The sequence below is a fragment of the Haladaptatus rarus genome, assembly GCF_054177585.1.
This window is the reverse complement of sequence record NZ_JBPEHG010000003.1, coordinates 322469-348088: the sequence shown is the minus strand read 5'-3', so window position 1 is coordinate 348088 and position 25620 is coordinate 322469. Positions and strand designations below refer to the sequence as shown.

General features: G+C 60.3%; 23 protein-coding genes, 3 tRNA genes and 1 pseudogene. 10 read left to right on the top strand and 17 right to left on the bottom strand.

The genetic code is table 11. The features are described from left to right. Positions 1-9: 9 nt before the first annotated feature. From ACR3FE_RS10730 to ACR3FE_RS10710, 5 genes are all read left to right on the top strand, one after another. The gene (locus ACR3FE_RS10730) at positions 10-489 is read left to right on the top strand and encodes an RNA-binding protein (protein ID WP_458207096.1); all 480 of its coding nucleotides are present in this window, start codon (positions 10-12) and stop codon (positions 487-489) included. A 115-nt stretch (positions 490-604) separates the two neighbouring features. After that, entirely contained in the window at positions 605-907 is a 303-nt protein-coding gene (locus ACR3FE_RS10725) for a DUF7562 family protein (RefSeq protein ID WP_458207094.1), read from the top strand. Positions 908-949: 42 nt separating this feature from the next. Further along, the gene (locus ACR3FE_RS10720; protein ID WP_458207093.1) at positions 950-2227 is read left to right on the top strand and encodes a ribonuclease catalytic domain-containing protein; all 1278 of its coding nucleotides are present in this window, start codon (positions 950-952) and stop codon (positions 2225-2227) included. A gap of 147 nt (positions 2228-2374) precedes the next feature. Then, positions 2375-4339, top strand: coding sequence for a response regulator (locus tag ACR3FE_RS10715; RefSeq protein ID WP_458207092.1), 1965 nt, complete (start codon positions 2375-2377; stop codon positions 4337-4339). A gap of 149 nt (positions 4340-4488) precedes the next feature. Further along, positions 4489-5109, top strand: coding sequence for a uracil-DNA glycosylase (locus ACR3FE_RS10710; RefSeq protein ID WP_458207091.1), 621 nt, complete (start codon positions 4489-4491; stop codon positions 5107-5109). 26 nt (positions 5110-5135) lie between these two features. On the opposite strand, the gene ACR3FE_RS10705 is transcribed toward ACR3FE_RS10710, so the two are convergent. From ACR3FE_RS10705 to ACR3FE_RS10670, 8 genes are all read right to left on the bottom strand, one after another. Next, positions 5136-5438, bottom strand: a complete 303-nt coding sequence (locus ACR3FE_RS10705) for a HalOD1 output domain-containing protein (protein ID WP_458207090.1) — start codon at positions 5436-5438, stop codon at positions 5136-5138. Between the two features lie 122 nt (positions 5439-5560). Beyond that, positions 5561-6034: an Lrp/AsnC family transcriptional regulator gene (locus tag ACR3FE_RS10700; protein WP_458207089.1), complete on the bottom strand. Its 474-nt coding sequence runs from the start codon at positions 6032-6034 to the stop codon at positions 5561-5563. Between the two features lie 893 nt (positions 6035-6927). Next, a tRNA-Ala gene (locus ACR3FE_RS10695) sits at positions 6928-6999 on the bottom strand. Between the two features lie 8 nt (positions 7000-7007). Then, on the bottom strand, positions 7008-7619 hold the full coding sequence (locus tag ACR3FE_RS10690) for a rhomboid family intramembrane serine protease (RefSeq protein ID WP_458207088.1): 612 nt from the start codon (positions 7617-7619) through the stop codon (positions 7008-7010). Between the two features lie 130 nt (positions 7620-7749). After that, a complete protein-coding gene (rpsJ, locus tag ACR3FE_RS10685) occupies positions 7750-8058 on the bottom strand; it encodes a 30S ribosomal protein S10 (protein WP_227355580.1) in 309 nt (102 codons plus the stop codon). Between the two features lie 3 nt (positions 8059-8061). Continuing rightward, positions 8062-9327, bottom strand: a complete 1266-nt coding sequence (gene tuf, locus ACR3FE_RS10680; protein WP_458207087.1) for a translation elongation factor EF-1 subunit alpha — start codon at positions 9325-9327, stop codon at positions 8062-8064. A gap of 143 nt (positions 9328-9470) precedes the next feature. Further along, the gene (locus ACR3FE_RS10675; protein WP_458207086.1) at positions 9471-10421 is read right to left on the bottom strand and encodes a homoserine dehydrogenase; all 951 of its coding nucleotides are present in this window, start codon (positions 10419-10421) and stop codon (positions 9471-9473) included. Continuing rightward, positions 10418-10957, bottom strand: a complete 540-nt coding sequence (locus ACR3FE_RS10670) for an amino acid-binding protein (RefSeq protein ID WP_458207085.1) — start codon at positions 10955-10957, stop codon at positions 10418-10420. Before ACR3FE_RS10670 ends, ACR3FE_RS10675 begins: the two co-directional genes overlap by 4 nt. Positions 10958-11146: 189 nt before the next feature. Here ACR3FE_RS10670 and ACR3FE_RS10665 point away from each other — a divergent pair, with 189 nt between their 5' ends. After that, entirely contained in the window at positions 11147-11290 is a 144-nt protein-coding gene (locus ACR3FE_RS10665; protein WP_458207084.1) for a hypothetical protein, read from the top strand. A 128-nt stretch (positions 11291-11418) separates the two neighbouring features. On the opposite strand, the gene ACR3FE_RS10660 is transcribed toward ACR3FE_RS10665, so the two are convergent. Then, on the bottom strand, positions 11419-13605 hold the full coding sequence (locus ACR3FE_RS10660; RefSeq protein WP_458207083.1) for an elongation factor EF-2: 2187 nt from the start codon (positions 13603-13605) through the stop codon (positions 11419-11421). A gap of 205 nt (positions 13606-13810) precedes the next feature. On the opposite strand from ACR3FE_RS10660, the gene ACR3FE_RS10655 reads away from it, so the two are divergent. Then, on the top strand, positions 13811-14572 hold the full coding sequence (locus ACR3FE_RS10655) for a DUF5781 family protein (RefSeq protein ID WP_458207082.1): 762 nt from the start codon (positions 13811-13813) through the stop codon (positions 14570-14572). A 399-nt stretch (positions 14573-14971) separates the two neighbouring features. Here ACR3FE_RS10655 and ACR3FE_RS10650 read toward each other — a convergent pair whose 3' ends face one another. The 8 genes from ACR3FE_RS10650 to ACR3FE_RS10615 all read right to left on the bottom strand — a co-directional run bounded on the left by ACR3FE_RS10650 (position 14972) and on the right by ACR3FE_RS10615 (position 24402). Next, positions 14972-15592: a 30S ribosomal protein S7 gene (locus ACR3FE_RS10650; RefSeq protein ID WP_458207081.1), complete on the bottom strand. Its 621-nt coding sequence runs from the start codon at positions 15590-15592 to the stop codon at positions 14972-14974. Positions 15593-15594: 2 nt separating this feature from the next. Beyond that, positions 15595-16023, bottom strand: coding sequence for a 30S ribosomal protein S12 (locus ACR3FE_RS10645; RefSeq protein WP_458185332.1), 429 nt, complete (start codon positions 16021-16023; stop codon positions 15595-15597). 215 nt (positions 16024-16238) lie between these two features. Further along, positions 16239-16685 (bottom strand): NusA-like transcription termination signal-binding factor, encoded by a 447-nt coding sequence (locus ACR3FE_RS10640; protein ID WP_458207080.1) that lies wholly within the window; start codon positions 16683-16685, stop codon positions 16239-16241. Beyond that, positions 16685-17869: a DNA-directed RNA polymerase subunit A'' gene (gene rpoA2 / locus ACR3FE_RS10635; protein ID WP_458207079.1), complete on the bottom strand. Its 1185-nt coding sequence runs from the start codon at positions 17867-17869 to the stop codon at positions 16685-16687. Before rpoA2 ends, ACR3FE_RS10640 begins: the two co-directional genes overlap by 1 nt. Further along, complete coding sequence (locus ACR3FE_RS10630) at positions 17862-20789, bottom strand: DNA-directed RNA polymerase subunit A' (protein ID WP_458207078.1); 2928 nt, start codon at positions 20787-20789, stop codon at positions 17862-17864. Before ACR3FE_RS10630 ends, rpoA2 begins: the two co-directional genes overlap by 8 nt. A 1-nt stretch (position 20790) precedes the next feature. Continuing rightward, positions 20791-22617 carry a DNA-directed RNA polymerase subunit B gene (rpoB, locus tag ACR3FE_RS10625; RefSeq protein WP_458207077.1) on the bottom strand — a complete coding sequence of 609 codons (1827 nt, stop codon included), beginning with the start codon at positions 22615-22617 and terminating at the stop codon, positions 20791-20793. 1 nt (position 22618) lies between these two features. Further along, positions 22619-24175, bottom strand: coding sequence for a DNA-directed RNA polymerase subunit B'' (locus ACR3FE_RS10620; RefSeq protein WP_458207076.1), 1557 nt, complete (start codon positions 24173-24175; stop codon positions 22619-22621). Then, the gene (locus ACR3FE_RS10615) at positions 24175-24402 is read right to left on the bottom strand and encodes a DNA-directed RNA polymerase subunit H (protein WP_458207075.1); all 228 of its coding nucleotides are present in this window, start codon (positions 24400-24402) and stop codon (positions 24175-24177) included. Before ACR3FE_RS10615 ends, ACR3FE_RS10620 begins: the two co-directional genes overlap by 1 nt. Positions 24403-24685: 283 nt before the next feature. On the opposite strand from ACR3FE_RS10615, the gene ACR3FE_RS10610 reads away from it, so the two are divergent. From ACR3FE_RS10610 to ACR3FE_RS10600, 3 genes and pseudogenes are all read left to right on the top strand, one after another. After that, positions 24686-24758, top strand: a tRNA-Asp gene (locus tag ACR3FE_RS10610). 32 nt (positions 24759-24790) lie between these two features. Next, a pseudogene (locus ACR3FE_RS10605) lies at positions 24791-25254 on the top strand (group I intron-associated PD-(D/E)XK endonuclease). Positions 25255-25367: 113 nt separating this feature from the next. After that, positions 25368-25440: transfer RNA gene (locus tag ACR3FE_RS10600), tRNA-Asp, on the top strand. The last annotated feature ends 180 nt before the right edge of the window (positions 25441-25620 follow it).

The following is a 25620-nucleotide window of genomic DNA, read 5'->3' as shown; positions in this document are numbered from 1 at the left end:
CCTGCGGGTATGCAAGTCAAATCTCGTCACCACCTTCGAAGCGACGGGGTCAGAGAGATAGAAGACGCACTCGCAAACTCCCTCGGGGTCGAACTCGATGCAGACACCTACGAACTCGTCGAGTTGGAGGGTACCGAATTCGACCTCGTGCTCGTCGATGGTGACCCGGTCGTCGTCTACGTCGACGACGACCCGTTTCTCACGGTACAGGGAGCGAACGAATACCCGCCGACGAGTCGGATCGTCACAGTGGACGCGGGGGCCGTGTCGTTCGTCAGCGACGGGGCAGACGTGATGCGCCCCGGTATCGTCGAGGCCGACGACGATATCGAGTCCGGTGACCTCGTCGCCATCGCGGAAGAGACCCACGGGAAAGTGCTCGCCATCGGACGTGCGAAGACGACCGGTGATGACATGGTCGGTGACTCGGGGAAGGTCGTCGAATCGATCCACTTCGTCGGCGACGACCTGTACGAGTTCACGGTGTAGTCTCGCGGTGTATTCTCTCTGGAAAGTCATCCGGAGGAGGTCTCTCGAGAGGGTCTCTCGGCGGAGTCGCCACACCAGGGAAAGGGCGAAGTGGGAGGGGGTCGAAGGGGATGATATGTGGGGTTCCCGGCGGAACCGGGAGAAGAAGTCGGTCGTCTGCATCGCGTGTGGCGACGCCGTCGAACGCACTGCGGCCCGCGAGTACGACAAGGAGGGAAATCGGTGGGAACGAAACGGAAAGACGTTCGAACACCTCTGTAAGGCGTGTCACCGCGACCTCTGTCACCAACCGCGCGACGAACTGGAGACCATCCTCGTAGAGATCGACGCCGGAACTGTCGATCAGGACGAATTTTTCGCCCGGTACGAAACCGCCGTCCGCGACCGCTACGGACCGTTGGAAGAGCGAGAAGGCTGACCAGTCGATACGACTAACTTGCCGACTCCCTTAGAGGCGGCCATGACGAGCGACGCACAGGCCGAGGCCGGGACGGCTGAAGGCCAAGGGCCGGTCGAAATCTCGCCCGAACTCGCCCAACGACTCGATGACAAGCGCGAACAGTTGTTCGAGAAGTTCGAGATTCGAGACGGGTTTCCGAAGGCCGTGATGACCGAGGCGGAGAAACGAACCGAGGGCATCCAACAGGAGATACAGGACGAAGTCGACGAACGAGAAGACCTGCGCGACATGACGACGTGGACCACCGACCCCGTCGATGCACAGGACTTCGACGACGCCATCTCCATCGAAGAGCGCGACGACGAGTACGTCCTCTGGGTTCACATCGCCGACGTAACCCACTACGTCCATCCCGAGTCGAACATGTGGGAAGAGGCAGTCAAGCGGGGGAACACGGTGTATCTGCCTGCTTACACCATCCACATGCTCCCGCCGATGCTGGCCGAGACGGTCTGTTCGCTCGTCCCGAACGAAGACCGCCTCGCGCACACCGTCGAGATGCATCTGGACAAAGAGACGCTCTCGTACGAGACCATCGACATCTACAAATCCGTCATCCAGAGCGACGAGCGACTCACCTACTCGCAGGCGGAAAACCGGATCGACGACGAGGAGGCGCCGCTACACGAGGAGTGTAAGCTCTCTTTCAAGCTCGCAGACCAGATGCACGAACAGCGCAAGGAAGACGGCAGTCTCGTATTGAACCCCCGACGCGACCGCGCGCACACTATCATCGAGGAGTCGATGCTGAAAGCGAACAAGGCGGTCACGCACGAACTGATGTGGGGTCGCGGCGTCGAGGCGATGTACCGCGTCCACCCGCAACCGACGCCCGACGAGTGGAGCGAGGCTCTTCAAGAGATACAGGATTTAGACGGCGTCTCGATCCCGGGAAGCACGTGGGACGACCCGCGAAAGGCGGTCAACGCGACGCTAGAGGAAGCACCACCGCGTCAACTCGACAAGATCCAGTGGGCCGTGATGAAGGTGATGCCCCGTGCTCGGTATATGAGCGACCCATTCGGTGGCCACCACGCACTGAACTTCGAGATCTACGGCCACTTCACCAGTCCGATCCGACGACTCTCTGACCTCATAAACCATTGGATAGTTTACACGAACGACGTGCCGGAAGATCTCGTGGCGCTTTGTGACCGCGCCAGCGACAAACAAGCAGACGCCGAAGCGTGCGAACGCGAGTACAAACAGTTCCTCGAAGAGGTGGGTCTCGATCCGAACGCGGTGAATAACCGCGGTATCGAAGTGGTCGAAGAGTGATGCGATTTTAAGAACGTTAATTAATCACCCCGATCCTTCTCGGGGCGACATATATCCTCCGGAAATGTGGCGAAATAATTTCTTGTCGAACGGAGGTAAACAAACTCTCGTGGGATTTATACCTGATAGCTGTTATGAGAGGGATAGATGATAGGTGTGAAACGGATCCTCATGATCGACGACGAGCCGGGGCTGGCGGACGTCGCCGCCGAGTACCTTCGTCGCATCAACGAGGATTTCGAGATACAAACCGTTACGGCGGCACCAGAGGGACTGTCACTCGTCAAGGACGGCGATACCGAGTTCGACTGTATCGTCTCCGACTACAACATGCCCTCGATGGATGGGTTGGAACTGTTCGAAGCTGTGCGGGGGATATACGAAGACCTGCCGTTCATCCTCTACACCGGGAGAGGGAGCGAGGAGATCGCGAGCGAAGCCATCTCTGCCGGTGTCACCGACTATCTCCAGAAAGAGCGCGGCACCGACCACTACGAGGTGCTAGCGAATCGCATCGAGAACGCGATCTCACAGACAGAGGCGCTGGTCGAACTCCGCGAGACAGGCAACAAGATAGAGGCACTTCATCAGACGGCGGCCCGCGCAGCAACTTGTAGCGACCGAACGACGCTCTGTGAGTTGGCGGTCGAGGCAGCCGAGGAGATCCTCGCGTTCGATATCTGTGACCTGAGCCTCTGTGAGGGGGCGGAACTCGTCCCGAAGGCCGTCTCGGAAGGAACATCCGAGGACGGCTACTACCGTGCGACACCCGTCTATGCCGAGGATAATCTCGCAGCACGAGCGTTCCGTGAGGGAGAGACCATGCACATCAACGACCTGCAGAGTTGCGAGGCCGTCCCGGCGGAGAGCGACTACCGCTCGTCGTTGACCATCCCTATCGACGATCACGGCGTGTTTCAGGCCGTCTCTCGGGAACTCGACGGGTTCGACGAACGCGACCGCGAACTCGCCGAACTCCTGTTGGCGCACGTTGCGGCGGCGCTCGACCGGATCGGTTCCGAGGAGGAGCTACGCGACGAGCGCGATAAGTTCGCCGCGCTGTTCCGGAACATCCCCCACGCCATCGGCGTCGGGAAGTTTAGGGACATCGACCCCATCATCCACGAAGCGAATCCGACGTTCGAATCCGTCTTCGGCTGGAAAGCCGACGAGATCACCGGCGAATCCATCGATGACCTCATCGTCCCACAGGACGCGACGGACGAAGCGAGAGCCATCAACGAGCAGATGCGTGATGGCAAGCACGTGTCCGGCCAGGAGGTGCGGCGCTACACCGCAGACGGAACGCGGGATTTCTTGCTTCATACTGTTCAGGCACCGAACGAGGATGCCGACGGATTCGTCATCTACACCGACATCACGCAGCAAAAACGCCGTGAGCGAGAACTCCAGCACCAGAACGAGCGATTGGACGAGTTCGTGAGCGTTCTCAGCCACGACCTCCGGAATCCGCTCGAAGTGGCCGATGGGCGCGCTCGACTGCTCCAAGAGACGTGTGACAGCGACCACATCGAACCGCTTCGAAAAGCGCTCGACCGCGTCGAAGAACGAGTCAGTGAGACGGTCGAACTGGCCGAACAGGGCCGAACTGTCTGGAAGCCCGAACCGATGTGTCTCTCGACAGTCGTCGAGGAGGCATGGCAGATGGTCGAGACCAGAGATGCGTCGCTCGCGCTCGGCAGCCTCCCCGAGAAGGTGTCGGGCGACCGCTCACGGGTCTTGCGGTTGTTCGAGAACCTCTTTCGCAATGCAGTGGAGCACGGTTCGACCGCCGACCGGGATTCGCCAGACGTCGCGGAGTACGACTCGACGAACGGTCGGCTCTCGACTGACGGGAGCGGCGACGGCATCATCGTGAACGTCGGTATAGGTGAGTCCTTCCACGGATTCTACGTCGAAGACGATGGCACGGGTGTCGACGGTGACCACGACCGTCTATTCGAACGGGGCTACACGACGAGCGAGACGGGAACCGAACTCGGGCTTCGCATCATCAAAGACATCGCAGAATCCCACGGCTGGTTGGTTCGAGCCACCGACAGCGAGATGGGTGGTCTCCGCGTCGAAGTGCATCTTCGAAGCCACAGCTAATCGTCTCTCCTACAGCCTGCCATCCTTCCTCGATCAGTCATCTCTCCTCCAGTCTGCCATCCCCCTTAGCCAATCGTTTCTCCCCCAGTCGACATCTGTCGTCGAACGTCTCCCGAGCGATTGACGGAGGTCCCGCGTCTACTCCGACCGTGCCCGACTTTCCAGCCGCTGATTCGCAGAACGTCCTCGAACCGAACTGCTCACGCTGTGCCGAACTCGCGGCGTGTCGAAACCGTATCTCGTGGGGGAACGGGCCACTGGATGCAGACGTGATGGTCATCGGAGAGGCCCCCGGTGCTGGAACGCCCGACGCAGAGCGATGGCAGGGCGGCAACTGGACGGGGATGGCGTATACGTCGCGTCACTCGGGGCGAAAGATCCGCGTCCTCTTCGAGGAACTCGGATACGACGCGTATTTCACGAATGCGGTGAAGTGCTTTCCAGAAGGAGAGGATGGGTCGAATCGAGAGCCCCGGAACGCCGAACTCGAACGGTGTTTCGCTCATCTCCGGACGGAGATCGCACAGGTTGAACCCGCCGTCGTCGTCCCGACTGGGAAACACGCCACGAAAATCCTCTTCGAGTTCGAATCGATTCCGCTGGATAGCTTTCTCGAAGCAGTGCTCTCACCGATCGACTGTGACCGACTGGGCGTGACAGTGCTGCCACTGTTACATCCATCCTACGAGAACGTCTGGCGGAAGCGTCTTGGCTACGACAGAACCGAATACGTTGCGACGATCGATGCAGAACTCACGAGACTCGTGTGATCGATCGGCAACAGGAAGTTCGCATATCACTCGTCTGCGGGACTTTTCGTGGACGAACCTGTACTGGAAGTATCGTCACGGACGTAGATCCACCCATCGCTTTCGTACGTGATTCGATAGCCGCGATAGGTGAACACCGCCTTGCCACTCCCCCGAGATTCGCCGTCTGCTCGCGGTCGGAAGAGTGCATCCAGCGCATCCGGGTCGATGACATCGTACAACTGCTGTCCGATCTCCTCGGACGATGCCCCTTCGTGTTCCGCTATCGCATTGACGACGGCGATACTCGGGGTGTCTCCCTCTTGTAAACAGTACGAAGTACGTTCCATTCCGATATCGAAGTAGTGGATTCGACAATTGATAAATATGCCGGATAAATCTGTCCGAATCAGATTTTAAACCTAGTATTTTCCCAATTTTGAAGAGATTCGGACATACCGGTCGTCGCCGATCAGTCGACTTCACCGTCTCCGAAGTGGTCGAACGGTTGGATGTGTTCGTTCTTGACGAGCACTTCGTTGACCACTTCCAGGCCGATCTCGTCGAGCACCTTCCCGATGTCGGTCACGTCGTCGCGGTTCGTCGCTACCGCTTCGACGTGGAGGTTCTCGACACCGACTATCGTCTCTTTGACGTTCACTACGCCCTGGGCTTTGAGTGCCTGCTTCGCGAGTTCTTCGCGGTTCGGAATCGGGGCTGTGCAGATGAAGAGGATACGGAGTGGAAAGCCTGCTTCGTGGTAGTCGATCTGTGGATGGTACCCCTTGATGATCCCCGCGTTTTCCAGTCGTTGGAGTCGGTTCCCGACCGTGCTGGCGGAGACACCGACTTCCGTGCCCATTTCGGTCGTCGTCATATTGCGAGCGTCCTGCTGGAGCAGGTGCAGAATTCCTCGGTCAACGTCGTCGAGTGTTTCTTCAGTCATGGCTCGTATCGTGTATCGAAATCGCTATTCGGCGCTTCGGTATCGTAATTCGTTGCGTTGGTGGTCGTTATTCGATGCTTCGGTTCATCTGAAAAAGCCGGTGCGTGTCCGCGACGACAAACTTTCGTGGGAGGCGTGGCCGAAACACGGCGAGAGGCCAGCTCGCCACCAGAGCCTCCGGCACCGCCGAACACGACCGCTTCTGTCACACCCGGGCTCCGGGCGTACTTCGATAGAACACCCATACCTGCTTTATTATAACCCGGCTAAGCAGGTGAAACCTGTGGGCCAACTGTCTGAAACGGTCGTTCGAGTCGGTCGAACCGGGTCGGTCGAATTCCGATAGTACGAGGACGTAAAACGCGAAATCCGGGTATGAAACGGTAGCGGAGATAGGAAACAACTTCCAGGTTGTAGTCTGAAAGATGATGCAAATTCGATTTCAAGAGATCACAAGAGGATGCTGGCTTCAACGCTAACGGAAGGAGACGGCAAGCGCGATTCCGAGTAGACCGAAGAGGACTACGATCGATTTGATCGCATCCGTCGAGTGGCTGGTGCAGCCGCACTCCCTGAGATCGGTCTGGCTCGAACTTTCGTCACCCATAGTGATGATCATTCATAGATTATATCATCAACCTCCGTATCGGAGTGAAAGTGAACTAGTCACCCTATCAATAGGGATAGTAGCGAACGACGTGAGCGATAGGCAAATGAATCAACCGCCAGGGTTCGACTTCACTTCTCGCGAACGAAGTGAGCGGGCCGACGACTGAGCGGAACGAAGTGAAGCGAAGGAGGAGTGCTTTTGATCAACCTTTTACAGGGAGCCAGCAGGAGTGACGACCACCGTGGTCGTCACTCCTGCATGCGACCGTCGTAAAAGGTTGTAATGGACTCGCCGGGATTTGAACCCGGGGCCTCTTCCTTGCGAAGGAAGCGATCTGCCACTGATCTACGAGCCCTCACGATTTCATACCGGACGAGCGTTATTAGTAGCTTGTGTTTCGACACGGAGAATGTGAAGCCGTCCCGCAACCATGCCGACGGCGAAGCCCGTGAAATGCGCGACGAGCGCCACGCCGGGTGCGGCAGTGGTCAGGGTTGCGACAACGGCGAGGACGAGCACCACGGCGATCTGGGCGCGGCGAGAGAGGCGAAGCCGACCGAGCACCGCGTCGGCAACCGGATTACCCGCGAGCAGGTAGCCGAACAGACCGAACACCGCGCCGCTGGCTCCCAGAACGGGATTGGCCGGGCCGACGAGACCGTCCACCCAGATCTGCATCACAGCCGCCAGCATCCCTACCGACAGGAAGTAGGCGTGAAAGCGCAGGCTGGTCGTCACGCGCTCGACCAGCAGCCCTGCGAACAGCAGTGCGATGGCATTCGAGACGAGATGTGCCAGGTTGGCGTGCGCGTACACGCTGAGCGGGAGCGTCCACGGGCGCACCGCGACCGGGGGCGCGAGCGCGAACAGCCCGACCGCCGCGACGGGACTGACGAACCGGATCGCGGACTGGAAGGCGAAGACGACGAGGAAGACGACGAGCGTCTGTACCGTCGGCGAGCGCGAGAATCGCATACGTGTTATAGTCACCGGAACTACAAAAAACGACCTGCCACTGCTGGTGCTCGTCGAGACGAGAAAACGTAGGAAGATTAGGGGGTCGAGGACGCGGGTGTCGCTCGTTTTCAGCGACGTCGTAGGTCGCTCAGTCCTCGAGAACGATCTCGATGCTCACGTCGTTCGGAACCTGGATACGCATCAGCTGACGAAGCGCCCGTTCGTCTGCGTCGAGGTCGATGAGGCGCTTGTGGACGCGCATCTCCCAGTGTTCCCACGTCGCGGTGCCCTCTCCGTCGGGCGACTTGCGGGTGGGAATCTCCAGCGTCTTCGTCGGGAGCGGAATCGGGCCGCTCAGTGAGACGCCGGTCTTCTCGGCGATCTCGCGGACATCGTCGCAGATGTCGTCGAGGTCACCGGGATTGGCTCCTGCGAGTCGGACTCGTGCTTGCTGCATCGTTTACTTCTCGTTGACTTCGAGGACTTGACCGGCTGCGACGGTCTGGCCCATGTCACGGATAGCGAAGGAGCCGAGCTCCGGAATCTCGCCCGCTGGCTCGATGCTGAGTGGCTTCTGTGGTCGCACCGTAACCTTCGCGGCGTCGCCGGACTTGATGAAGTCCGGGTTCTCCTCGGCGATCTCACCGGTGGACGGGTTGATCTTCGCGTCGATGGACTCGATGGTACAGGCGACCTGTGCCGTGTGGGCGTGGAAGACCGGCGTGTAGCCAGCCGTGATGACGCTCGGGTGCTGCATCACGACGATGCGAGCCGTGAACGTCTCGGCGACTTTCGGTGGGTCGTCGGCGGGACCACAGACGTCACCGCGACGGATGTCGTCCTTACCGATTCCGCGCACGTTGAAACCAACGTTGTCACCGGGTTCTGCCTTGGGCACCTCTTCGTGGTGCATCTCGATGGTCTTGACCTCGCCACCGACGTCGCTCGGCTGGAACGAGACGTTGTCGCCCGTGTTCAGGGTACCCGTCTCGATACGTCCGACCGGTACCGTACCGATACCGGAGATCGTGTAGACGTCCTGGATGGGTAGACGGAGGTCTGCGTCCGTTGGCGGTTCAGGTGCCTCGAGTGCGTTGAGTGCCTGGAGCAGCGTCGGGCCGTCGTACCAAGGCGTGTTGTCCGATTGCTCGGAGACGTTGTCACCCTCGAACGCCGAGGTGGGGACGAACGTCGCGTCGTCGGACTTGAAGTTGACCTGCTTCAGGAGCTTCGAGACCTGGTCTTTCACGTCGGAGTACTTGCCCTCGTCGTAGTCGACGACGTCCATCTTGTTGATGGCGATGATGAGCTCGTTGATACCCAGCGTCTTCGAGAGGAAGACGTGCTCCTGGGTCTGGGGTGCGACACCGTCGTCGGCTGCGACGACGAGAACCGCGTTGTCTGCCTGCGAGGCACCCGTGATCATGTTCTTCACGAAGTCACGGTGACCCGGACAGTCGACGATAGTGAAGTAGTACTCGTCGGTGTCGAACTCCTGGTGGGCGATGTCGATCGTGACACCACGCTCTCGCTCTTCGGCGAGGTTGTCCATCACGTAGGCGAACTCGAAGCCGCCCTTGCCCTTCTCTTCTGCTTCTTCGCGGTGCTGTTCGATGACGTGCTCGGGTACGCTCCCCGTCTCGAAGAGGAGTCGCCCGACCATCGTGCTCTTACCGTGGTCGACGTGGCCGATAACGGCCAAGTTTTGGTGTGGTTTGTCGCTCATTGTTATCTCACGCGCAGACGCGCTCTGTCGGAATGATTTGGCAGAAGCGGTTAAAACCATTTCGATACGCTATGCAGGCTATGTCGCCGCCGTCTGGCGGTTAGTGGCAACATGTGACACGATAGAGAGTGTCCTGACAGTGACTATTGCTCTCGCTGTAGCCGGGTGACGTCCGACAGTACAGCGGTCGCGGTTTCGGGGCCACCCGCACCGCGACCGCTAATATTGAGTCGACCAGCGTGTTCCGTCTCAAACTGGACGATGTTCCGCGTGCCGGACACCGCGAGCGTCCCGTGCTCGGGAACGAGACGCGGCCCGACCCGGACACCCTCGGGCGCGACCTCACCCACGAGTCGGATGGTTCGACCGTCTTCAGCGGCCAGTTCGAGCGCACTCCCAGGAAGGTCACGGATGCCAGCGACCTCGGCGTCGGCGAGCGTGTAATCACCGTCGAAAAGCACGTTGGCGAGGATGACACACTTCAGTGCGGCGTCGGTTCCATCGACGTCGAACGATGGATCTGCCTCCGCGACGCCGAGATCCTGGGCTTCTGCCAGGACGTGCTCGTAACTCAATCCTTCCGCAGCCATCCGCGAGAGGACGAAATTCGCCGTCCCGTTCAGGATACCGCGAACTGCGGTGACGTTCTTCGCGCCGAGATCCGTGATGGTCGAGAGGACGGGGATCGCACCGCCGACGGTCGCTTCGAACTGCACGCGACCGGCGCTCTCCCGTTCGAGCGCGCGCAACTCGTCGTAGCGTTCGGCGACCGGTCCTTTGTTTGCCAGCACGACGTGCCGGTCGGCACGGAGTGCGTCACGCGCGTGACCGAAGCCCGGTTGTGCATCGCCGAGCGTCGTCGGCGTCGCTTCGACCAACGCGTCGTAGTCGCTTTCGAGTGCGATCTGTGGATCCTGTGTTCCGACACGACCGTCGTCGTCCTTCCGGTCGAGCGCAGCTTCCACGTCGATTCCATCCGACTCGACCACCGCGCTCTTCGAGTCGGCGAACGCCGTCACCGTGTGGCCATACTCGCCCGCCAGTTCGACGACGGAGTGACCGACCGCCCCCGCACCGAGCACCGCGAGTCTCATATGCCACCCTCCCCGTCGGTCAGTGGCTCGATGACGGTCAGCCCTTTCTCGTCGGCGATAGCGGAGACGGTGTCGAGGACGTCACCGGTCTCTGCCGAGTCGGTGGCGAGCCTGAGTCGTGCGCTGGACACGTCGCTCGTCCCTTCGGGAGCCGAAAGCGAGATGTCCACGACTGAAGTGTTCGATTCGGTCGTGATCCGCGAGAGGGTATCGGACACGTCGGTGTCGATGATGTGGCCGGTGAGGATAACGGTTATCTCTTCGTCGTATCGCTCTGCCCCGGCGCGAACGACGTTCACGCTCCCCTCTCGGAGGGCGGAGACGATAGCGTCGAATCGGTCTGGTGGACACTCCAGGTCCACCTCGACCGGGATGTGGCCGCGTGGCGTGAGCGACCCGCGCTCGTGGAAGACACTGAGCAAGTTCCCGCCGGAGTCGGCGATAGGTTCGAGGGCGCGGAGCAGTTCACCCGGTTCGTCCGCAAGCTCCAGCCGAACCGTGTACGCTTGCACCCGGTCGTCGCCGTGGTCGGTCATGATAGCAGGATTCGGGTACGGGCGACAATAAACCTTCAGACGGTCGCAAAATTCTCCGTTCCCGTGACGGCACCGCGTTACAACGACGACTGAACGGAGTGCAACGCGAGTTAGTCAGCCATTATACGGGGCGTTAACGAGCGCGTAGTAATACCACTGGAAGTGAAACCCGAGAGTCAGGTGAAACAGATGCAATTTACAGATGCGGTCGGTGCAGGGGATGCCAGTGCGGAAACGAACCACGTCTGTGCGTTCTGCCAGACTGCTTTCGACAGCCAAGAGCGGGTGTGCCCGGTGTGCGACGCGAAGATCGTCGTTCGAGGAGAACGATAACTGCATCACAGTCGCGACGGCAGGAACAGTCACGACAGCAGGTACTTTTCGTCTGCGCTCGGTGAACGAGAGACTCGTGAGTCAGTCACGAGAGTTCGACAAAAACATCAAAAAGCGATCAGCGTCGATTAGAAGTAGTCCACGCCCGGCGGCAGTTCCTGCTTCATACCCTTGCGCTCTCGGATTTCCATGATGGTCTCGGGTTGGAGGTTGTCCGCCATGACGCGGAATCCGGCGTTCTCCGTGTTCCACGACGCACGACCTTCCGTCGCACTGCGGATGTCCGAGGAGAACCCGATCATCTCGTCAACTGGCGCGATACCTTCGACGACCATGAGGTCGCCCTCCTGATACATGTCGTCGACGCGGCCACGGCGACCCTGAATCTCGCCGGACGCCGCGCCCATGTGTTCGTTCGGCACGTCGATACGGACGTTCTGAATCGGTTCGAGGAGCTTCACGTGACCGTGGATGAGCGCGTTGTGGACTGCCTGTCGAACCGCAGGGATGACCTGCGCCGGACCACGGTGGATGGTGTCCTCGTGGAGGCGCGCGTCGTGGAGCCTGATGAGCGTCCCCTCGACGGGTTCGCCAGCGAGCGGGCCGTCGTCAAGTGCCTCTGTGAGACCTTCGATGACGAGTTCCATCGTCTCGTTCAGGTGCTGGATACCCTTCGTGTCGTCGATGAGGATGTTCGTCCCGTGGATGTGTTCCACGTTCTGGCTGGTATCCTTGTCCATGCCGGTCTCTTGGAGCGCCTCACGGCGATCCTGTTCGGGCATGTCTATCGAGATGTCCCCGAGTTTTAACTTCTCGACGATTTCGTCCGACAGCGGTTCGACCGTGATGTAGAACCGGTTGTGGCGGTTCGGGGAGATACCTTCGACTTCGGTGGTTGCCCCCTGAACCTTCTCACGGAAGACGACGATAGGCTCACCAGTCGTCACCGGGATACCCTGGTTACGCTCGATACGCTGAGTGATGACTTCGAGGTGGAGTTCACCCTGTCCGCTGATGAGGTGTTCCCCCGTGTCCTCGTTGATATCGATTTGGATGGTCGGATCTTCTTTGGAGACCTGTCGAAGCGTCTCGATGAGTTTCGGCAGGTCGTCCATGTTCTTTGCCTCGACGGATTTCGTGATGACGGGTTCGCTGATGTGTTCGATGGACTCGAACGGCGTCATCTCCACGCTCGACACCGTCGAACCGGCGATGGCGTCTTTCAGACCGGTGACGGCCGCGATGTTCCCGGCGGGGACGCGCTCTACTTCTTCGCGTTCGCCACCCATGTAGATACCGACGCTCTGCACTCGGTTGGTGCCGACGGTGCCGGAGACGTAGAGGTCTTGACCCTTCTCCAGCGTACCGGAGAAGACACGTCCCGAGGCGATTTCGCCAGCGTGCGGGTCGATACCGATATCGGTGACCATCAGGACGACTTCGCCGTCCGGATCCACGAGCCGCATCTGTTCGGCAAGTTCTGATTCGTCGTCACCACGCCAGACGCGGGGGATACGGCGGGGCTGAGCCTCGATGGGATCCGGAAAGTGTTCACAGACCATGTCGAGAATAACGTCCGACAGCGGCGTCTTCTCGTGAAGCTCTTGACGCTTGTCGTTTCGTTCGAGTTCCATGATGTCCCCGAAGTCCATGCCCGTCGCTTGCATCGACGGCATGGAGACACCCCACTTGTAGAGTGCCGACCCGAACCCGACGGTTCCGTCTTCGACGGAGACGGTCCAGTCGTCCACGTCGTCCATGTCGTCGGTCATGCCGCGAATCAGCTCGTTCACGTCGTCGATGACGTTGAGCAGGCGGCGTTGCATCTCCTCGGGACCCTCTTGGAGTTCCGAGATGAGCCGATCCACCTTGTTGATGAACAGAGCTGGCTTAACGCCCTCACGGAGTGCCTGTCGGACGACGGTCTCCGTCTGCGGCATTGCGCCTTCGACGGCGTCAACGACGACGAGCGCACCGTCGACGGCACGCATCGCACGAGTCACGTCGCCACCGAAGTCCACGTGGCCCGGCGTGTCGATGAGGTTGATAAGGTGGCCTTCACCTTCGTGTTCGTGGGTCATCGAGACGTTGGCCGCGTCGATGGTGATACCGCGCTCCTGTTCGTCCTCCTCGGTGTCCATCATCAACTGGGTGGCTTCGCCTTGGTCGGCGATCATACCCGCACCAGCGAGGAGGTTGTCCGTCAGTGTCGTTTTACCGTGGTCGACGTGGGCGGCTATGGCGATGTTCCGGATCTGCTCCGGTTTGTCCATGAGCCGCTCGCACTGTTCGACGATCTTCTTTCGTCTACCCATATATGGGTATCCCTACCTGTACGAGGTTGAAAAGCGTAGTGTTTTGTCGGCCTGCAAACGGGCCATAAACGGCCCGTTTCCCTGCGAAACGGTCACATTGAGCACAAGAATCGTGAACCGTCGAGTGAGTCTCCGAACTGGCGAGTCTCTGACCATCGTTTCGACCGGCAACCTAATACTGCTTCAACACGTGTCAACATCACGCATGGACATACGTGTGCAAGGCGCTGCACCGACCACACCGTTTCTCAGCGCCTCCGACCTCTTCGAAACCGAACACGACTTAAATCGTCCCGTGCGCGTACGCGTGCGCTCCGACCCAGACGAGCGCACGTGGACAGCCCACCCCGACGACTACCACGTCCTCAACATCTCCGAACAGGCCGCAACCAGTGCGATGGCCCGCGAACTCGCACTCCACGAGTATTCGCATATGGCTCGCCACGAGCAGGCCCACCCCTCACACACGCAGTCGACAGCCGAGGCGCTGTTCCTTGCGTTTTCCGGGCGGTCGGTCGAGCGCCGAAAGCTCACGCACTGCTACCAGATCGCCAACCACATGAAGGACATCTACGCCGACGACATCACCCTTCGCGTCGGGCCGACCGACAAACTCGTCGCCTTCCTCGAATCCGAACTCGCCGCCGCAATCGCAGACCGACCGGCCTACTCCCGCGGTCGGCGGATGACCGCCACCGCAGACCCGGAGATGACCGCCGTCAACGCCGCCTTCGCCCTCGCGCTGGTCGAGCGCCACGACCTCGTGGAGCGCGACCACCGCCTCTACGACCTCGCGCGAACCGCCTCCCGTGATGCACCCGACGTGGACGTGCAGGGGTTCAAATACCGTTTCCTCTCGCTCGTCGACGACCCCGGCGAGAGCGAGTACCGGAAGGAACTGGTCGACGCCTCGCGCGAATACGTCCTCAGCGGGTCAAATTCAACTGAGGAGCAAGCGGCGGACTAGCAGTCTTCGGATGATTTCTGGCGATCTCTTCGAGGCGAGCTAGCTACCGCAGTGGCGTCGTCCCAGAAAGCCCTCGCGGGCTAGGCTCGCACGTCACGCGAGAGCGAAGCTCTCGCCAGCCAACCACCGCAAACCGAGCGACTAGCGGGAGTGAGGTAAGGAGCGCAGCGAGGCCTGGCGGGGCGAGCGACCGGGAGTTTTCGAGGCCAATGCCACTGCGGTAGCTAGCCCATCGCGAAAAAAGCATCAGAGAAAACAGAAACCGTTCGAGAAGACTCACTCGATCAAATGTACTAGATTGTACTGAAATGTACTGCCCGAATCCTACTAAAAATGGCTCTCAAACCGATCGCTCTCCGCGAATTCGAAAACCGAGAAATCCAGAGAGAACCCGACTCGTTAGCGTGCCGCAGCCGCGACGCGCTCTTTCTCTTCTTTCTGGTTGATCGCGTAGGTCTGGACGTCGTAGTCCGCCGCGCCGATGAGCTGCTGTGCCAGCGCCTCCTCGGCGTCGGTCGCGGTCTTGAACGAGGCACCGTAGGCACCCTCCGCGATGAACTTGAGCGACTGGTCGACGCGGCGCTGCGGTGCGACGTCGACTGCCTTCGGGACGGAGATGCCACCGTACTTCAGGCGAACGGTCTCCTCACGCGGGGCAGCGTTCTCGACTGCGCGGACGAGCACCTGGATCGGGTTCTCCTCGGTGCGCTCGTGAATGATCTCGAACGCGGCGCGGACGATCTTCATCGTCTGCTGTTTCTTGCCCGTGTTCTCTTCCGTCTGCATGAGACGGTTGATGAGACGCTCGACGATGCTGACCTCGCTCTTCTGGAACTGCTTGCCAGCGTGACGACCCATCGTGTGTGCGACGGGCGTGACCGAGATGTACCGCTCGGTACTCGGGTCGTTGTACTCGACGTTCGTCACGTCCCACGTGCCGAACAGCTTCGCGGCTGCGCTATCTTCGTCTTCCGTACCGACGTGGGAGTCGGGTTCCGGTTGTTCTTCGTCTGCCGACATGGTTATCGCACCGGTTTCTCTGCGTTACCGCGAACCAGTTCTTGCAGGCTCACGCCGTTGACTTTCTCTACCTTGTAGTTCACGCCGGAAAGGTCACCCATCGCGCGACCCTTCGCACCGCCGATACCCGCGATGGTGACCTCGTCGTGTTCGTCGATGAACGAGATCGCACCGTCGCCCGGGCAGAACGCCGTGACCTGTTTGCCGTTCTTGATCAGCTGGACACGAACACACTTTCGAATCGCGGAGTTGGGCTGTTTCGCTTCGATGCCCACTTTCTCCAGCACGATACCTCGGCCCTGCGGCGCGCCTTCGAGGGGATCGGATTTCTCCCCGAGACCGCGCTCGCGTCGGGCGTAATCGGAGTCAGACCACCGATGATTCTGGCGGTCTTTCTTCAGCTTACGAGCTGCGTACTTACCGTTCGCCATATGTCCGGGACTATCCGACGGAGCTACTTAAGCGTCCCCTTTTGCAGCCGGCGAAACGCCCGCAGGTCGCTCGAAAGGGGCCGATAAAGCGATTTGAGACCGTTTCATCGATTCTAAGCCGCGCCAACGGGTTCGTTGGCCATCGTTACTGCGTCTCCGTTTTCGCCCGGTCGAGCCACTCCGGCTCGAAGGTGGTCTCGAAAAAAGCGTACCGCCTACGTCAGCTGGATGTCGTCCACGTCGAAGTGACGCCCAACGAGCATCTTCGCCGTCTCGATGTTGCGACCGCCTGCTCCGATGGCGACGCCAGTGTCTTCCTGTGCGACCTCGGCGTAGGCCACCGTGTCGTCGTTCTCGCTGATGGTGACGTGGTACACCTCTGCGGGGGCGAGCGCGTTGGCGACGAACGCCGCCGCCGTGTCCGCGTATTCGACCAGTTCCACGTTCGCGTCGAGTCGATCCTGGACGTTCTGGACGTTCTTCCCGCCCGGCCCGATGGCTCGACCCATGTCACCCGGTTTGACGACGAAGATGATGCGTTTTTCGTCGCCGTCGTCACCATCGTCACCGTCCAGCACGACACAGTCGCGGGCCGTCGCGCCCGTCTCGTCCTCGAAGAGAGCGATGTACTGGCGCGCCGCATCGGAGAGCGTGACCGTCATCAGTCGGAAGGCTCAGCACTGCGACTGACCGAACCCATGCGGAGGTTCACGTCGCCAGTGCCGAGTTTGATCGGCTTGCCGACGATGACGTTCTCGATGACACCGTTCAGGTCGTCGATCTCGCCGTGGATGGCGGCGTCCAGCAGGTGGTTCACCGTCACCTCGAACGCTGCCCGCGCGAGGACGGACTCCTTACTGCCGGAGATACCGTGGCGACCGATGGATTCGATCGTGCCCCGGTTAGTCATGATGTCCGAGACGAGCATCAGGTGGCGGACGTTCACGTCGTCGAGACCCTGCTCTTCCAGCGTGTCCATCGTCTCTTCGATGATGGCCTCGCGGGCCGCCTCGACACCGAGGTTGCGGTAGATCTCGTGGATGTTGTTCGAGGTGGTGCGCGAAGCGTCCACACCGTCGATCTCGATGACGTCGCCGAACGCCGACCCTTCGGTGTAGAGGACGAACTCCTCATCGTCGTCGTCGATCTGTTCTTTGCGGATGACGACGCGAGAGATGTCCTCGATCCCTTTGAAGACGATCTCGCGGAGTTCCTCGACCAGCTGCAACAGCTTGCGGTAGCTCGGCTGGTCGGGGCCGAACTCGATGACCGTCCCCTGCTGTGTCGTCTGCACGCCGAGGCTATCCTCGATGATGCTCGCGACCTCCTCGGGTGTGATCATCCGCTCTTCGAGCGTATCCTCGTTCAGGTTGATGGAGACGATCATGTCGGCGACGTTGGTCGAGATGTCACCGAGCGCCAGGATCTTCGTCGCCTCGATCTGCCAGACGACCTCGTGTGCCTTCTCCCGGTCGTCGGCGTGTTCCTCGTCCAGATGAACCGTCATCATCGGCGTGTCCGGCGTCTTGCGGGCGTCCACGAGTTCGATGAGTCGTGGCAGTCCCTGGGTCACGTCGATCTCCGCCACACCTGCGTAGTGGAACGTGTTCATCGTCATCTGCGTTCCCGGCTCACCGATGGACTGGGCGCTCACCGTCCCGACGGGGTCGAGCGGGTCGACTCGCGTGTTGAAGTAGCGAGTCTCGACCGCACGAGCGATCTCGTCGGCCTGCTCGACGGTGACACCGTCTCGCGATTCGATGGTCTCGTACACTTCGTCTTTGAGTCGTCGAGGGAGTTCAGTGTCCTCGACGACGGCTTCCATTTCGTCGGTTATCTCAGTCATCGGATTCCACCTGCCGTGCGTCGGCGTGTTCGGAGAGGTTCGTCGGCGGGCGCTGCTCGCCGAGGAACTCCAGTTTGCGTTTCTCGCTGTCGAACTCCTCGTCGATGATTCGGTCTGCGATGCCCTCGACGTCGATCGGGTTCTCCTCGTCCGAGGATACCCGAACCGGCGAGGTGCCGTCCTCGCCGAACTCGAACTGGACGATGGTGTCGCTGGTGTCGCGCACCGTGCCGTCGTACTGCGTTTCGAGTTCGGACAGTGCGTTGATGAGGCGACGCTGGAGGTAACCGGATTTGGAGGTACGGACTGCCGTGTCCACCAGCCCTTCGCGGCCACCCATCGCGTGGAAGAAGAACTCCAGCGGCGTCAGACCGCCAGTGTAGGAGTGTTCCACGAAGCCGTGGGCGTCTGCGGAGAGGTCGTTCGCCTGGAAGTGGCTGAGGGTGCGGTCTTCGTACCCTCGGTTGATGCGCTCGCCCCGAACTGCCTGCTGGCCGACACAGCCAGCCATCTGGGTCAGGTTGAGCAGCGACCCACGGGCACCGGACTCGGCCATGATGACCGCCGGGTTGTCGCCAGCGAAGTGGTCTTCCGCGATGTCACCGGCGGAGTCACGGGCGTTGCTGAGCGTCTGCATGATCTTCATCTCCAGCGTCTCGTCCACGGTGCGGCCAGGCAGGGATTCGAGTTCGCCGTTCTCGTACGTCTTGATGAGTTCTTCGACGCGGTCGTAGGCGTTCTCGATGGTTTCGTCGATCTGCTCCTGGGCCGCCATCGGAATCGTCTCGTCGTCGATCCCGATGGAGAATCCGAAGTGCATGATGGCGCGCATCGCCAGCGTCGCAACTTCGTTGATGAAGTGGCGGGCGCGGGTTTCGCCGTACACCTTGCAGATGGTGTCGACGATCTCCCCGCCGAACGCACCCACTGCGTCCTCGTCGATGGTGCCGGAGACGTGTTGGCCGTTCTCGATGACGACGGTGTCGCCAGCCGAACTCGTGAACTCCAGTTCCAGTCCGTCGGGCAGGAGTTCCGAGAACAGCGTCCGACCCGTCCAGTACGGTTTGCCATCGTCCTCCCCATCTGGTTCCGGCAGTTCGTCGATACGAGTCGCCCGGAGTAGGTCTAACGCCTGCGTCTCGTTGAAGTGCGGGTTCTCGTGGGTCAGGAGGTACGTTCCGGAGATGTGGTCCTGGATCGCGCCGATGATGTTCTCACCGAAGCGCGGGGACAGGATCTGTTCTTGTACACGCATGAGTACGCGCGCCTCCGCGCGAGCCTCCTCGTTCTGGAGGGCGTGCATGTTCATCTCGTCCCCGTCGAAGTCGGCGTTGTACGGCGGACAGACAACCGTGTTCAGGCGGAACGTCTTGTACGGCATCACGACCACTTCGTGAGCCATGATGGACATCCGGTGGAGCGACGGCTGTCGGTTGAAGATGACGATGTCACCGTCGATGAGGTGGCGGTTGACCTCCCATCCGGCTTCGACCTTCTCCGAGAGTTCTTCGCAGTTCTTCTCGGTGACCTTCAGTCGTCGTCCGTCCGGACGCTTGACGTAGTTCGCGCCGGGGTGGCCTTCCGGTCCATTACGGACGTACCGCTGGGCTTCCTCGATGTTCCGCGGCGTGACGTTCATCGTCTGAGTCATCTCGCGGGCGACACGTCGGGGAACACCGACCTCGTTCAGCGAGAGCGTCGGATCGGGTGAGATGACGGTACGCGCCGAGAAGTTCACACGTTTCCCGGACAGCGAGCCTCGGAATCGCCCTTCCTTGCCCTTCAACCGCTGACTGAGCGTCTTGAGTGGACGCCCGGAACGGTGACGGGCGGGTGGCGTGCCCGAGATCTCGTTGTCCATGAACGTCGTGACGTGGTACTGGAGCAGCTCCCACAGGTCCTCGATGATGAGCTGTGGCGCACCGGCCTCGCGGTTCTCCATGAACCGCTGGTTGATGCGGATGATGTCCACCAGTTTGTGGGTCAGGTCGTCCTCCGACCGCTGGCCGTTGTCCAGCGTGATGGACGGACGGGCCGTCACCGGCGGTACCGGAAGGACGGTCAAGATCATCCACTCGGGACGCGAGCGGTCGGCATCGATACCGAGTGCTCGCACGTCCTCGTCCGGGATGTCCTCGAACCAGTCGCGGATGTCCGAGGGCATCAGCTTGTTCATGTCCTCGGTGGTGAGGTCGATGTCGAGTGCCTTTTCGAGGGCCTTGCGGTCTTCCTCGCGCGGGCGGAACTCGCCTGACATGATCTGGTTGACGCGGGAGAGGTCGATACCGGTCTCCTCGGCCAGATCCGGCGGCGCTATCGGTTCACGTTCTTCGTCTTCTTCGCCGTCTTCGGTGCGACCCTGCATCGCGGTGGCGATGCGCTCCGAGTACTCGCTCGTGAGCACCTGCTGAACCTCGTAGTAGGTGGTCGGCTTCTCGTGGTTGATGTCGTACTGGACTTCACCACAGTGTGGACAGCGATCTTTCTTGCGTGCTTCCCGGATGGCGGCCTTCGTCACATCGTTGATGTCGTTGCCGAGCTCCTTCGTCCGGACGAGCATGTTGCGATACTTCTCTTTCTCGTCCTCCGTGAGAAGGAGCCGCGAGCAGTTCCGGCAGGTGCCGCGAAGCAATCTGCGGATGAGCTTCGTGAAGCCGACGTGGATGACCGGTGCGGCGAGTTCGATGTGGCCGAAGTGGCCGTTACACGACCCGGAGTGTTGCCCGCAGGTCTTACACTCCAGACCGGGGTCGATGACACCCAGTCGTGGATCCATCAGCCCCATATCGATGGGGAAACCGTCGTCGTCGTACGTGTCGGCTGTGATGATCTTCGTCGCCGACATCTCGCGGTACTCCTCGGGATCCATCAGCCCGAAGCTGATAGAGCCGATCTCCTTGGGAGTTTGATTGGTTACCATGTTAGACTGCGTCCTCCAGTTCGAGTCGCGGGGCGATTCCGAGCGCCTTCATCTCGTCAAGCAGGAGCTTGAACGCGTAGCTCATCTCGATCTCGTGGATGTCCGTCTCCTCTTCGCAGTTCGGACAGTACACCCGGTTCTGGTCGATGTTCTCGACTGCGCTCATCCCACACTGACCACAGACGTAGATCCATTCGCGGTCAGAGGAGTCGAGCAATCGTTCTTTGAGCGCCAGTGCCGCACCGTGTCCGATGAGCACCTCACGCTCCATCTCGCCGACACGCAGGCCACCCTCGCGGGCACGACCTTCGGTCGGCTGGCGCGTAAGCACCTGTACCGGCCCGCGCGAGCGGGCGTGGAGCTTGTTCGACACCATGTGGTAGAGCTTGTGGTACAGGATGGTGCCGACGAAGATCTCCGCCTCGATCTTCTCGCCGGTCACGCCGGAGTACATGATCTCCTTGCCGGACGATTTGTAGCCGCGCTCTTCAAGCGCCGAGCGGAGTTCTTCCTGGTCTTCGCCGGTGAACGCGGTTCCGTCGACGCGCCGACCTTCCAGCGCACCGACTTTGCCACCGATCATCTCCAGCACGTGGCCGACCGTCATGCGTGACGGGAGCGCGTGCGGGTTGACGATGAGGTCGGGGACGACGCCCTCCTGCGTGAAGGGCATGTCCTCCTGTGGTGCGATGTGGCCGACGACACCTTTCTGCCCGTGCCGCGATGCGAACTTATCACCGAGTTCGGGGATTCGCTCGTCACGCACCGACACCTTCGAGAGCTTCGAGCCGTCTTCACCCTCCATCAGGGTGACGGTGTCAACGACGCCGGATTCACCAGAGCGCATCGTCACGCTCGTCTCGCGGCGTTTCTGGGGTGAGAGGCCACCCATGTCGTCCGGCTCTTCGAGGAATCGCGGGGGACTCGTCTTGCCGAGCAGGACGCTGTTCTCGTCGACGCGCGTCTCGGGATTGACCAGTCCGTCCTCGTCCAGATGGGTGTAGGCATCCTCACCGCGAGCACCGCGAACGTCGTCGCTCGGGATCTCAAAGCGGTCTTCCTGCCCACCGGGATAGCGTCGTTCCTCACCCTCGTAGGTGCGGAAGAAGTGCGAGCGAGCGAGCGCGCGGTCGACCGAACCGCCGTTGAGCACGAGCGCGTCCTCGATGTTGAACCCTTCGTAGCTCATCACGGCGACGGTGAAGTTCTGTGCCGCAGGGCGGTCGTCGTAGCCGATCTGCTCGGTCGTCTGCGTCTTCACCATCGACAACTGCGGATAGTGGAAGAGATGCTGGCGCGTGTCGGGGCGGATACGGTAGTTCGCCGCCGGGATACCGAGCGATTGTTTCATCATCCCTGCACCCATCGTGATGCGCGGGCTGGCGTTGTGCTCCGGATACGGGATCATCCCGGCACCGATACCGAAGATGAGCTGTGGGTCGACTTCGAGGTGGGTGTGGTCTTCGTTTAAGTCTTCTTCGTTGACGGCGACGTAGATGTCCTCTTCTTCCTCGGCGTCGATGAACTCGATCTTGCCGCGCTGGACGAGTTCCTCGAACGAGAAGTCGCCCTGCTTGAGTGCTTCCATCTCTTCTTCCGTGATGAGTGGTTCGCCGTCCTCGATGACGAGGAGTGGTCGGCGAGCGCGTCCGGCGTCTGCGTTGATGATGACCTCACGGGTTCGGTCCTTGACCGAGACGTTCACCATCTCGCTGACGTCGCCGCGTCGGCGTGCCTCTCGTACCTGATTTGCGAGCTGTTCGGGGTCGGGATGTGTTCCGACCAAACTGCCGTTGACGTATACTTTCGCTTCTCGTCCCTGACTCATGTTAGTCTGCGCTCCCTTCGATGCTCTCGATTCCGGGGATGCCCTCGACCCCCATCGACGCCAGTTCCTGTTTGAGCTCCTGTTCGTCCTCGATGTTCTGGCTGAGTTCCATCGCCTGCGCGAAGTTCTTCACCAGCCCACAGTTCGGCCCTTCCGGAGTCTCCGAGGGGCAGATGCGACCCCACTGGGTCGCGTGCAGGTCACGTGCTTCGAAGTGCGGCTGACTCCGCGAGAGCGGACTTCGCAGACGGCGAAGGTGTGACAGGACACCCATGAAGTCCGTTCGGTCGACCAGCTGTGAGACGCCGGAGCGTCCACCGACCCAGTTCCCGGTCGCGATCGGGTGTTCGAGGCGCTCCGTGAGCACGTCGGAGCGAACCACGGTGTTCACCGACAGCTGCCGGTTACGCATGTTCGCCCGTTCGAGCTGGTATTTCACGTCGCGTGCCAGCTTGTTCAGCGCCGTGCGGAACAGGTCTTTCATCAAGTTGCCCGACACCTTCAGGCGCTTGTTGGCGTAGTGGTCTTTGTCGTCCGCCTCGCGGCGACCCAGTGCGAGTTCGAAACACGCCTCGGCCATCCGGGCGAGGTAGTACGCTTTGTTGATGCGAACTTCCTCCTCCTCGACACCCTCCTCGTGGAGGTGCGGCAGGAGATATCGGTCGATGACGTAGTTGGCGCGTTTCAGCTGGTAGTTCTTGCCCTGTCCGGAGGCGACCCGTTTCCCGAGTGCTTCGATCGCCTCTTCCTGGGTCTGCACCTCGGCAGCCTCCAGGTTTTCGAGCATGAACTTCACGATCTCCGGGTCGTCGGAGACGCGGTGAACGATCTCCTCGTCGGATTCCAGGCCCAGTGCGCGAACGAGCGTGACGAAGTTCACGCTCCCCGAAACCGAGGGGAACGACACTTCGAGGAGGCCGTCTCGCGTCCGTTCGACGAGCACCAGGGCACGGTAGCCTCGGCGCTGGCTGAACGTCTTCGCGACCTGGATCTCGTCGCCGTACTTCGTGTCGTACTCGGCGAGGATCTTGTTCGGTGCGAGGTCTTCGGAGGTCATCAGCACGCGCTCCGAACCGTTGACGATGAAGTAGCCACCGGGGTCGGCAGGGTCTTCACCGATCTCGACCAGATCCTCTTTCTCGAAGTTCGAGATGTTACACTTCTCGGAGCCGACCATGATCGGCATCCGACCGACCTTCGTCTCGGTCGTGTCGACGACCCGTTTGTCGTCGCCTTCGCCCTTCACGATGGTCATCTCCATAAACACGGGCGCGGCGTAGGTGATGTTACGGAGGCGAGCCTCCTGCGGGTAGAGGAGCTCTTCGCTCCCGTCCGCCTCACGTACGCGCGGAGTGACAACTCGAATGTCACCCAGCTCGACGTACACCGGTTCTTCGCCCTCTTTGTCTCCGATGTCGGTGTCGATGGTCTCCTTCTCGGTCACCACTTCCTGCATGCCGCGATTCAGGAAGGAGTTGAACGAGCGGTAGTGATGCTCTGCGAGTCGTTCTTTCGAAAAATACTCTTTCGATAGTGCGCGTCGGTCTTCCCGTTGCATTATTCCACCACAAGTCGGTAAACGACTGCTCGATCAGTCGTTCGTGAGTCGCGGACGATCTTGACCACGTCGCCGATCTCTGCATCGTCCGGCAACGCGGGGTCGGCCCGCTTTATCTTTGGTAAGTCGGTACTCTTGATGTCGTATTCCTCAAGCACTTCGTCCAGTTCGCCCTCATCGACGACGGAGTGCTCCGGAACCAGTTTGTGTTTGCTTACGTCTACCATGTGTGCGCGATTTTCTGGCCAGCGGGAGAAATGGCTATCACGAGATACTACAGGGTATTACTGGCGGCACTCATTTAAGGCTTGCTAACTAGAGCGCACACGCCCGGCTATCGTACCCCGCACCAGTGTGCGGGCAGTTCTCTATCACCAGTACGTACTTCGTTCTGGTATAAATGATTTGGGCTGGCTGGGTGTGCAGTAGTCACTCGGTACGAATCCGCATACTGCTTCCGTTTGGAAAGCCTTAAGCCTACAAGCCAGAAAGGAGTGAATGCGTCTCGAAGCCCGGGTGGTGTAGTGGCCCATCATACGACCCTGTCACGGTCGTGACGCGGGTTCAAATCCCGCCTCGGGCGCTTTTGACGAACTCGACTCACGAGCGAGACGTATGTTCAAACAGGAAGACGAATCACAGATAGTTGTACCCTCAGCGATGAACACGTCAAGAAAAGGTGACGAAACGGAAGCAGCGATTCTGAGCAGACTCATGGAACTGGGGTTGTCGGTTTCGGTTCCGTTCGGAGACAGCGATAGATACGATCTCGTCGTCGATGATGGTCGATGTCTCTATCGGGTGCAGTGTAAAACCGGAAGCTGGGTGAACGGCGCGATTCGCTTCAATCTCTACACCTCCACCGTAAATTCGGAGGGCGCTTCGATTCGGACTACACTGCGGACGATATCGACGTATATGCGGTGTACTCACGGAGAACGGACGAAGTCTACTGGATACCCATCGAAGACACCGGAAACGGCGAGATGCGGCTGCGAGTGGACGACCCCCATCCGAAAGCACCGATATCGAAGATCAACTGGGCTAGCGAATACCGGATTTCGAGGACGTTTGGATGACCGCTGGAAATCGAAATGCGTGGAAGTGTCTTCCCCCTGCCATTCTCTCCCAAGGGATGACGAAATCGACACCCCTTAATAAGGGCACGGAGTAGGTGTAGCTGCGTTCTCAGGCCCGGGTGGTGTAGTGGCCCATCATACGACCCTGTCACGGTCGTGACGCGGGTTCAAATCCCGCCTCGGGCGTTTTTCTGCTTCCAACTCGCGAGCGAAGCGTTTGCGTCGAGCGAACGCCGGAAGCAGAAAACGATACAAAATGGAATTGAAGCCGACCAGCGGCGTATCCGCGCAACGTAGTGAGCAGGAACTGTCGAATCCCGCCCTGGACGTTTTTCTGAATAGCTGGAACGATAGCGATTCGTGGGA

Excerpts from the sequence above, each read along its gene's own strand:
- ACR3FE_RS10615 (WP_458207075.1), bottom strand. The coding sequence starts at position 24,402 with ATGGTAGACGTAAGCAAACACAAACTGGTTCCGGAGCACTCCGTCGTC.
- ACR3FE_RS10660 (WP_458207083.1), bottom strand. The coding sequence starts at position 13,605 with ATGGGTAGACGAAAGAAGATCGTCGAACAGTGCGAGCGGCTCATGGAC.
- ACR3FE_RS10730 (WP_458207096.1), top strand. The coding sequence starts at position 10 with ATGCAAGTCAAATCTCGTCACCACCTTCGAAGCGACGGGGTCAGAGAG.
- ACR3FE_RS10620 (WP_458207076.1), bottom strand. The coding sequence starts at position 24,175 with ATGCAACGGGAAGACCGACGCGCACTATCGAAAGAGTATTTTTCGAAA.
- rpsJ (WP_227355580.1), bottom strand. The coding sequence starts at position 8,058 with ATGCAGCAAGCACGAGTCCGACTCGCAGGAGCCAATCCCGGTGACCTC.
- ACR3FE_RS10725 (WP_458207094.1), top strand. The coding sequence starts at position 605 with ATGTGGGGTTCCCGGCGGAACCGGGAGAAGAAGTCGGTCGTCTGCATC.
- ACR3FE_RS10720 (WP_458207093.1), top strand. The coding sequence starts at position 950 with ATGACGAGCGACGCACAGGCCGAGGCCGGGACGGCTGAAGGCCAAGGG.
- tuf (WP_458207087.1), bottom strand. The coding sequence starts at position 9,327 with ATGAGCGACAAACCACACCAAAACTTGGCCGTTATCGGCCACGTCGAC.
- ACR3FE_RS10705 (WP_458207090.1), bottom strand. The coding sequence starts at position 5,438 with ATGGAACGTACTTCGTACTGTTTACAAGAGGGAGACACCCCGAGTATC.
- ACR3FE_RS10665 (WP_458207084.1), top strand. The coding sequence starts at position 11,147 with ATGCAATTTACAGATGCGGTCGGTGCAGGGGATGCCAGTGCGGAAACG.
- ACR3FE_RS10650 (WP_458207081.1), bottom strand. The coding sequence starts at position 15,592 with ATGTCGGCAGACGAAGAACAACCGGAACCCGACTCCCACGTCGGTACG.
- ACR3FE_RS10700 (WP_458207089.1), bottom strand. The coding sequence starts at position 6,034 with ATGACTGAAGAAACACTCGACGACGTTGACCGAGGAATTCTGCACCTG.
- ACR3FE_RS10690 (WP_458207088.1), bottom strand. The coding sequence starts at position 7,619 with ATGCGATTCTCGCGCTCGCCGACGGTACAGACGCTCGTCGTCTTCCTC.
- ACR3FE_RS10715 (WP_458207092.1), top strand. The coding sequence starts at position 2,375 with ATGATAGGTGTGAAACGGATCCTCATGATCGACGACGAGCCGGGGCTG.
- ACR3FE_RS10655 (WP_458207082.1), top strand. The coding sequence starts at position 13,811 with ATGGACATACGTGTGCAAGGCGCTGCACCGACCACACCGTTTCTCAGC.
- ACR3FE_RS10645 (WP_458185332.1), bottom strand. The coding sequence starts at position 16,023 with ATGGCGAACGGTAAGTACGCAGCTCGTAAGCTGAAGAAAGACCGCCAG.
- ACR3FE_RS10640 (WP_458207080.1), bottom strand. The coding sequence starts at position 16,685 with ATGACGGTCACGCTCTCCGATGCGGCGCGCCAGTACATCGCTCTCTTC.
- ACR3FE_RS10630 (WP_458207078.1), bottom strand. The coding sequence starts at position 20,789 with ATGGTAACCAATCAAACTCCCAAGGAGATCGGCTCTATCAGCTTCGGG.
- ACR3FE_RS10670 (WP_458207085.1), bottom strand. The coding sequence starts at position 10,957 with ATGACCGACCACGGCGACGACCGGGTGCAAGCGTACACGGTTCGGCTG.
- rpoA2 (WP_458207079.1), bottom strand. The coding sequence starts at position 17,869 with ATGACTGAGATAACCGACGAAATGGAAGCCGTCGTCGAGGACACTGAA.
- rpoB (WP_458207077.1), bottom strand. The coding sequence starts at position 22,617 with ATGAGTCAGGGACGAGAAGCGAAAGTATACGTCAACGGCAGTTTGGTC.
- ACR3FE_RS10675 (WP_458207086.1), bottom strand. The coding sequence starts at position 10,421 with ATGAGACTCGCGGTGCTCGGTGCGGGGGCGGTCGGTCACTCCGTCGTC.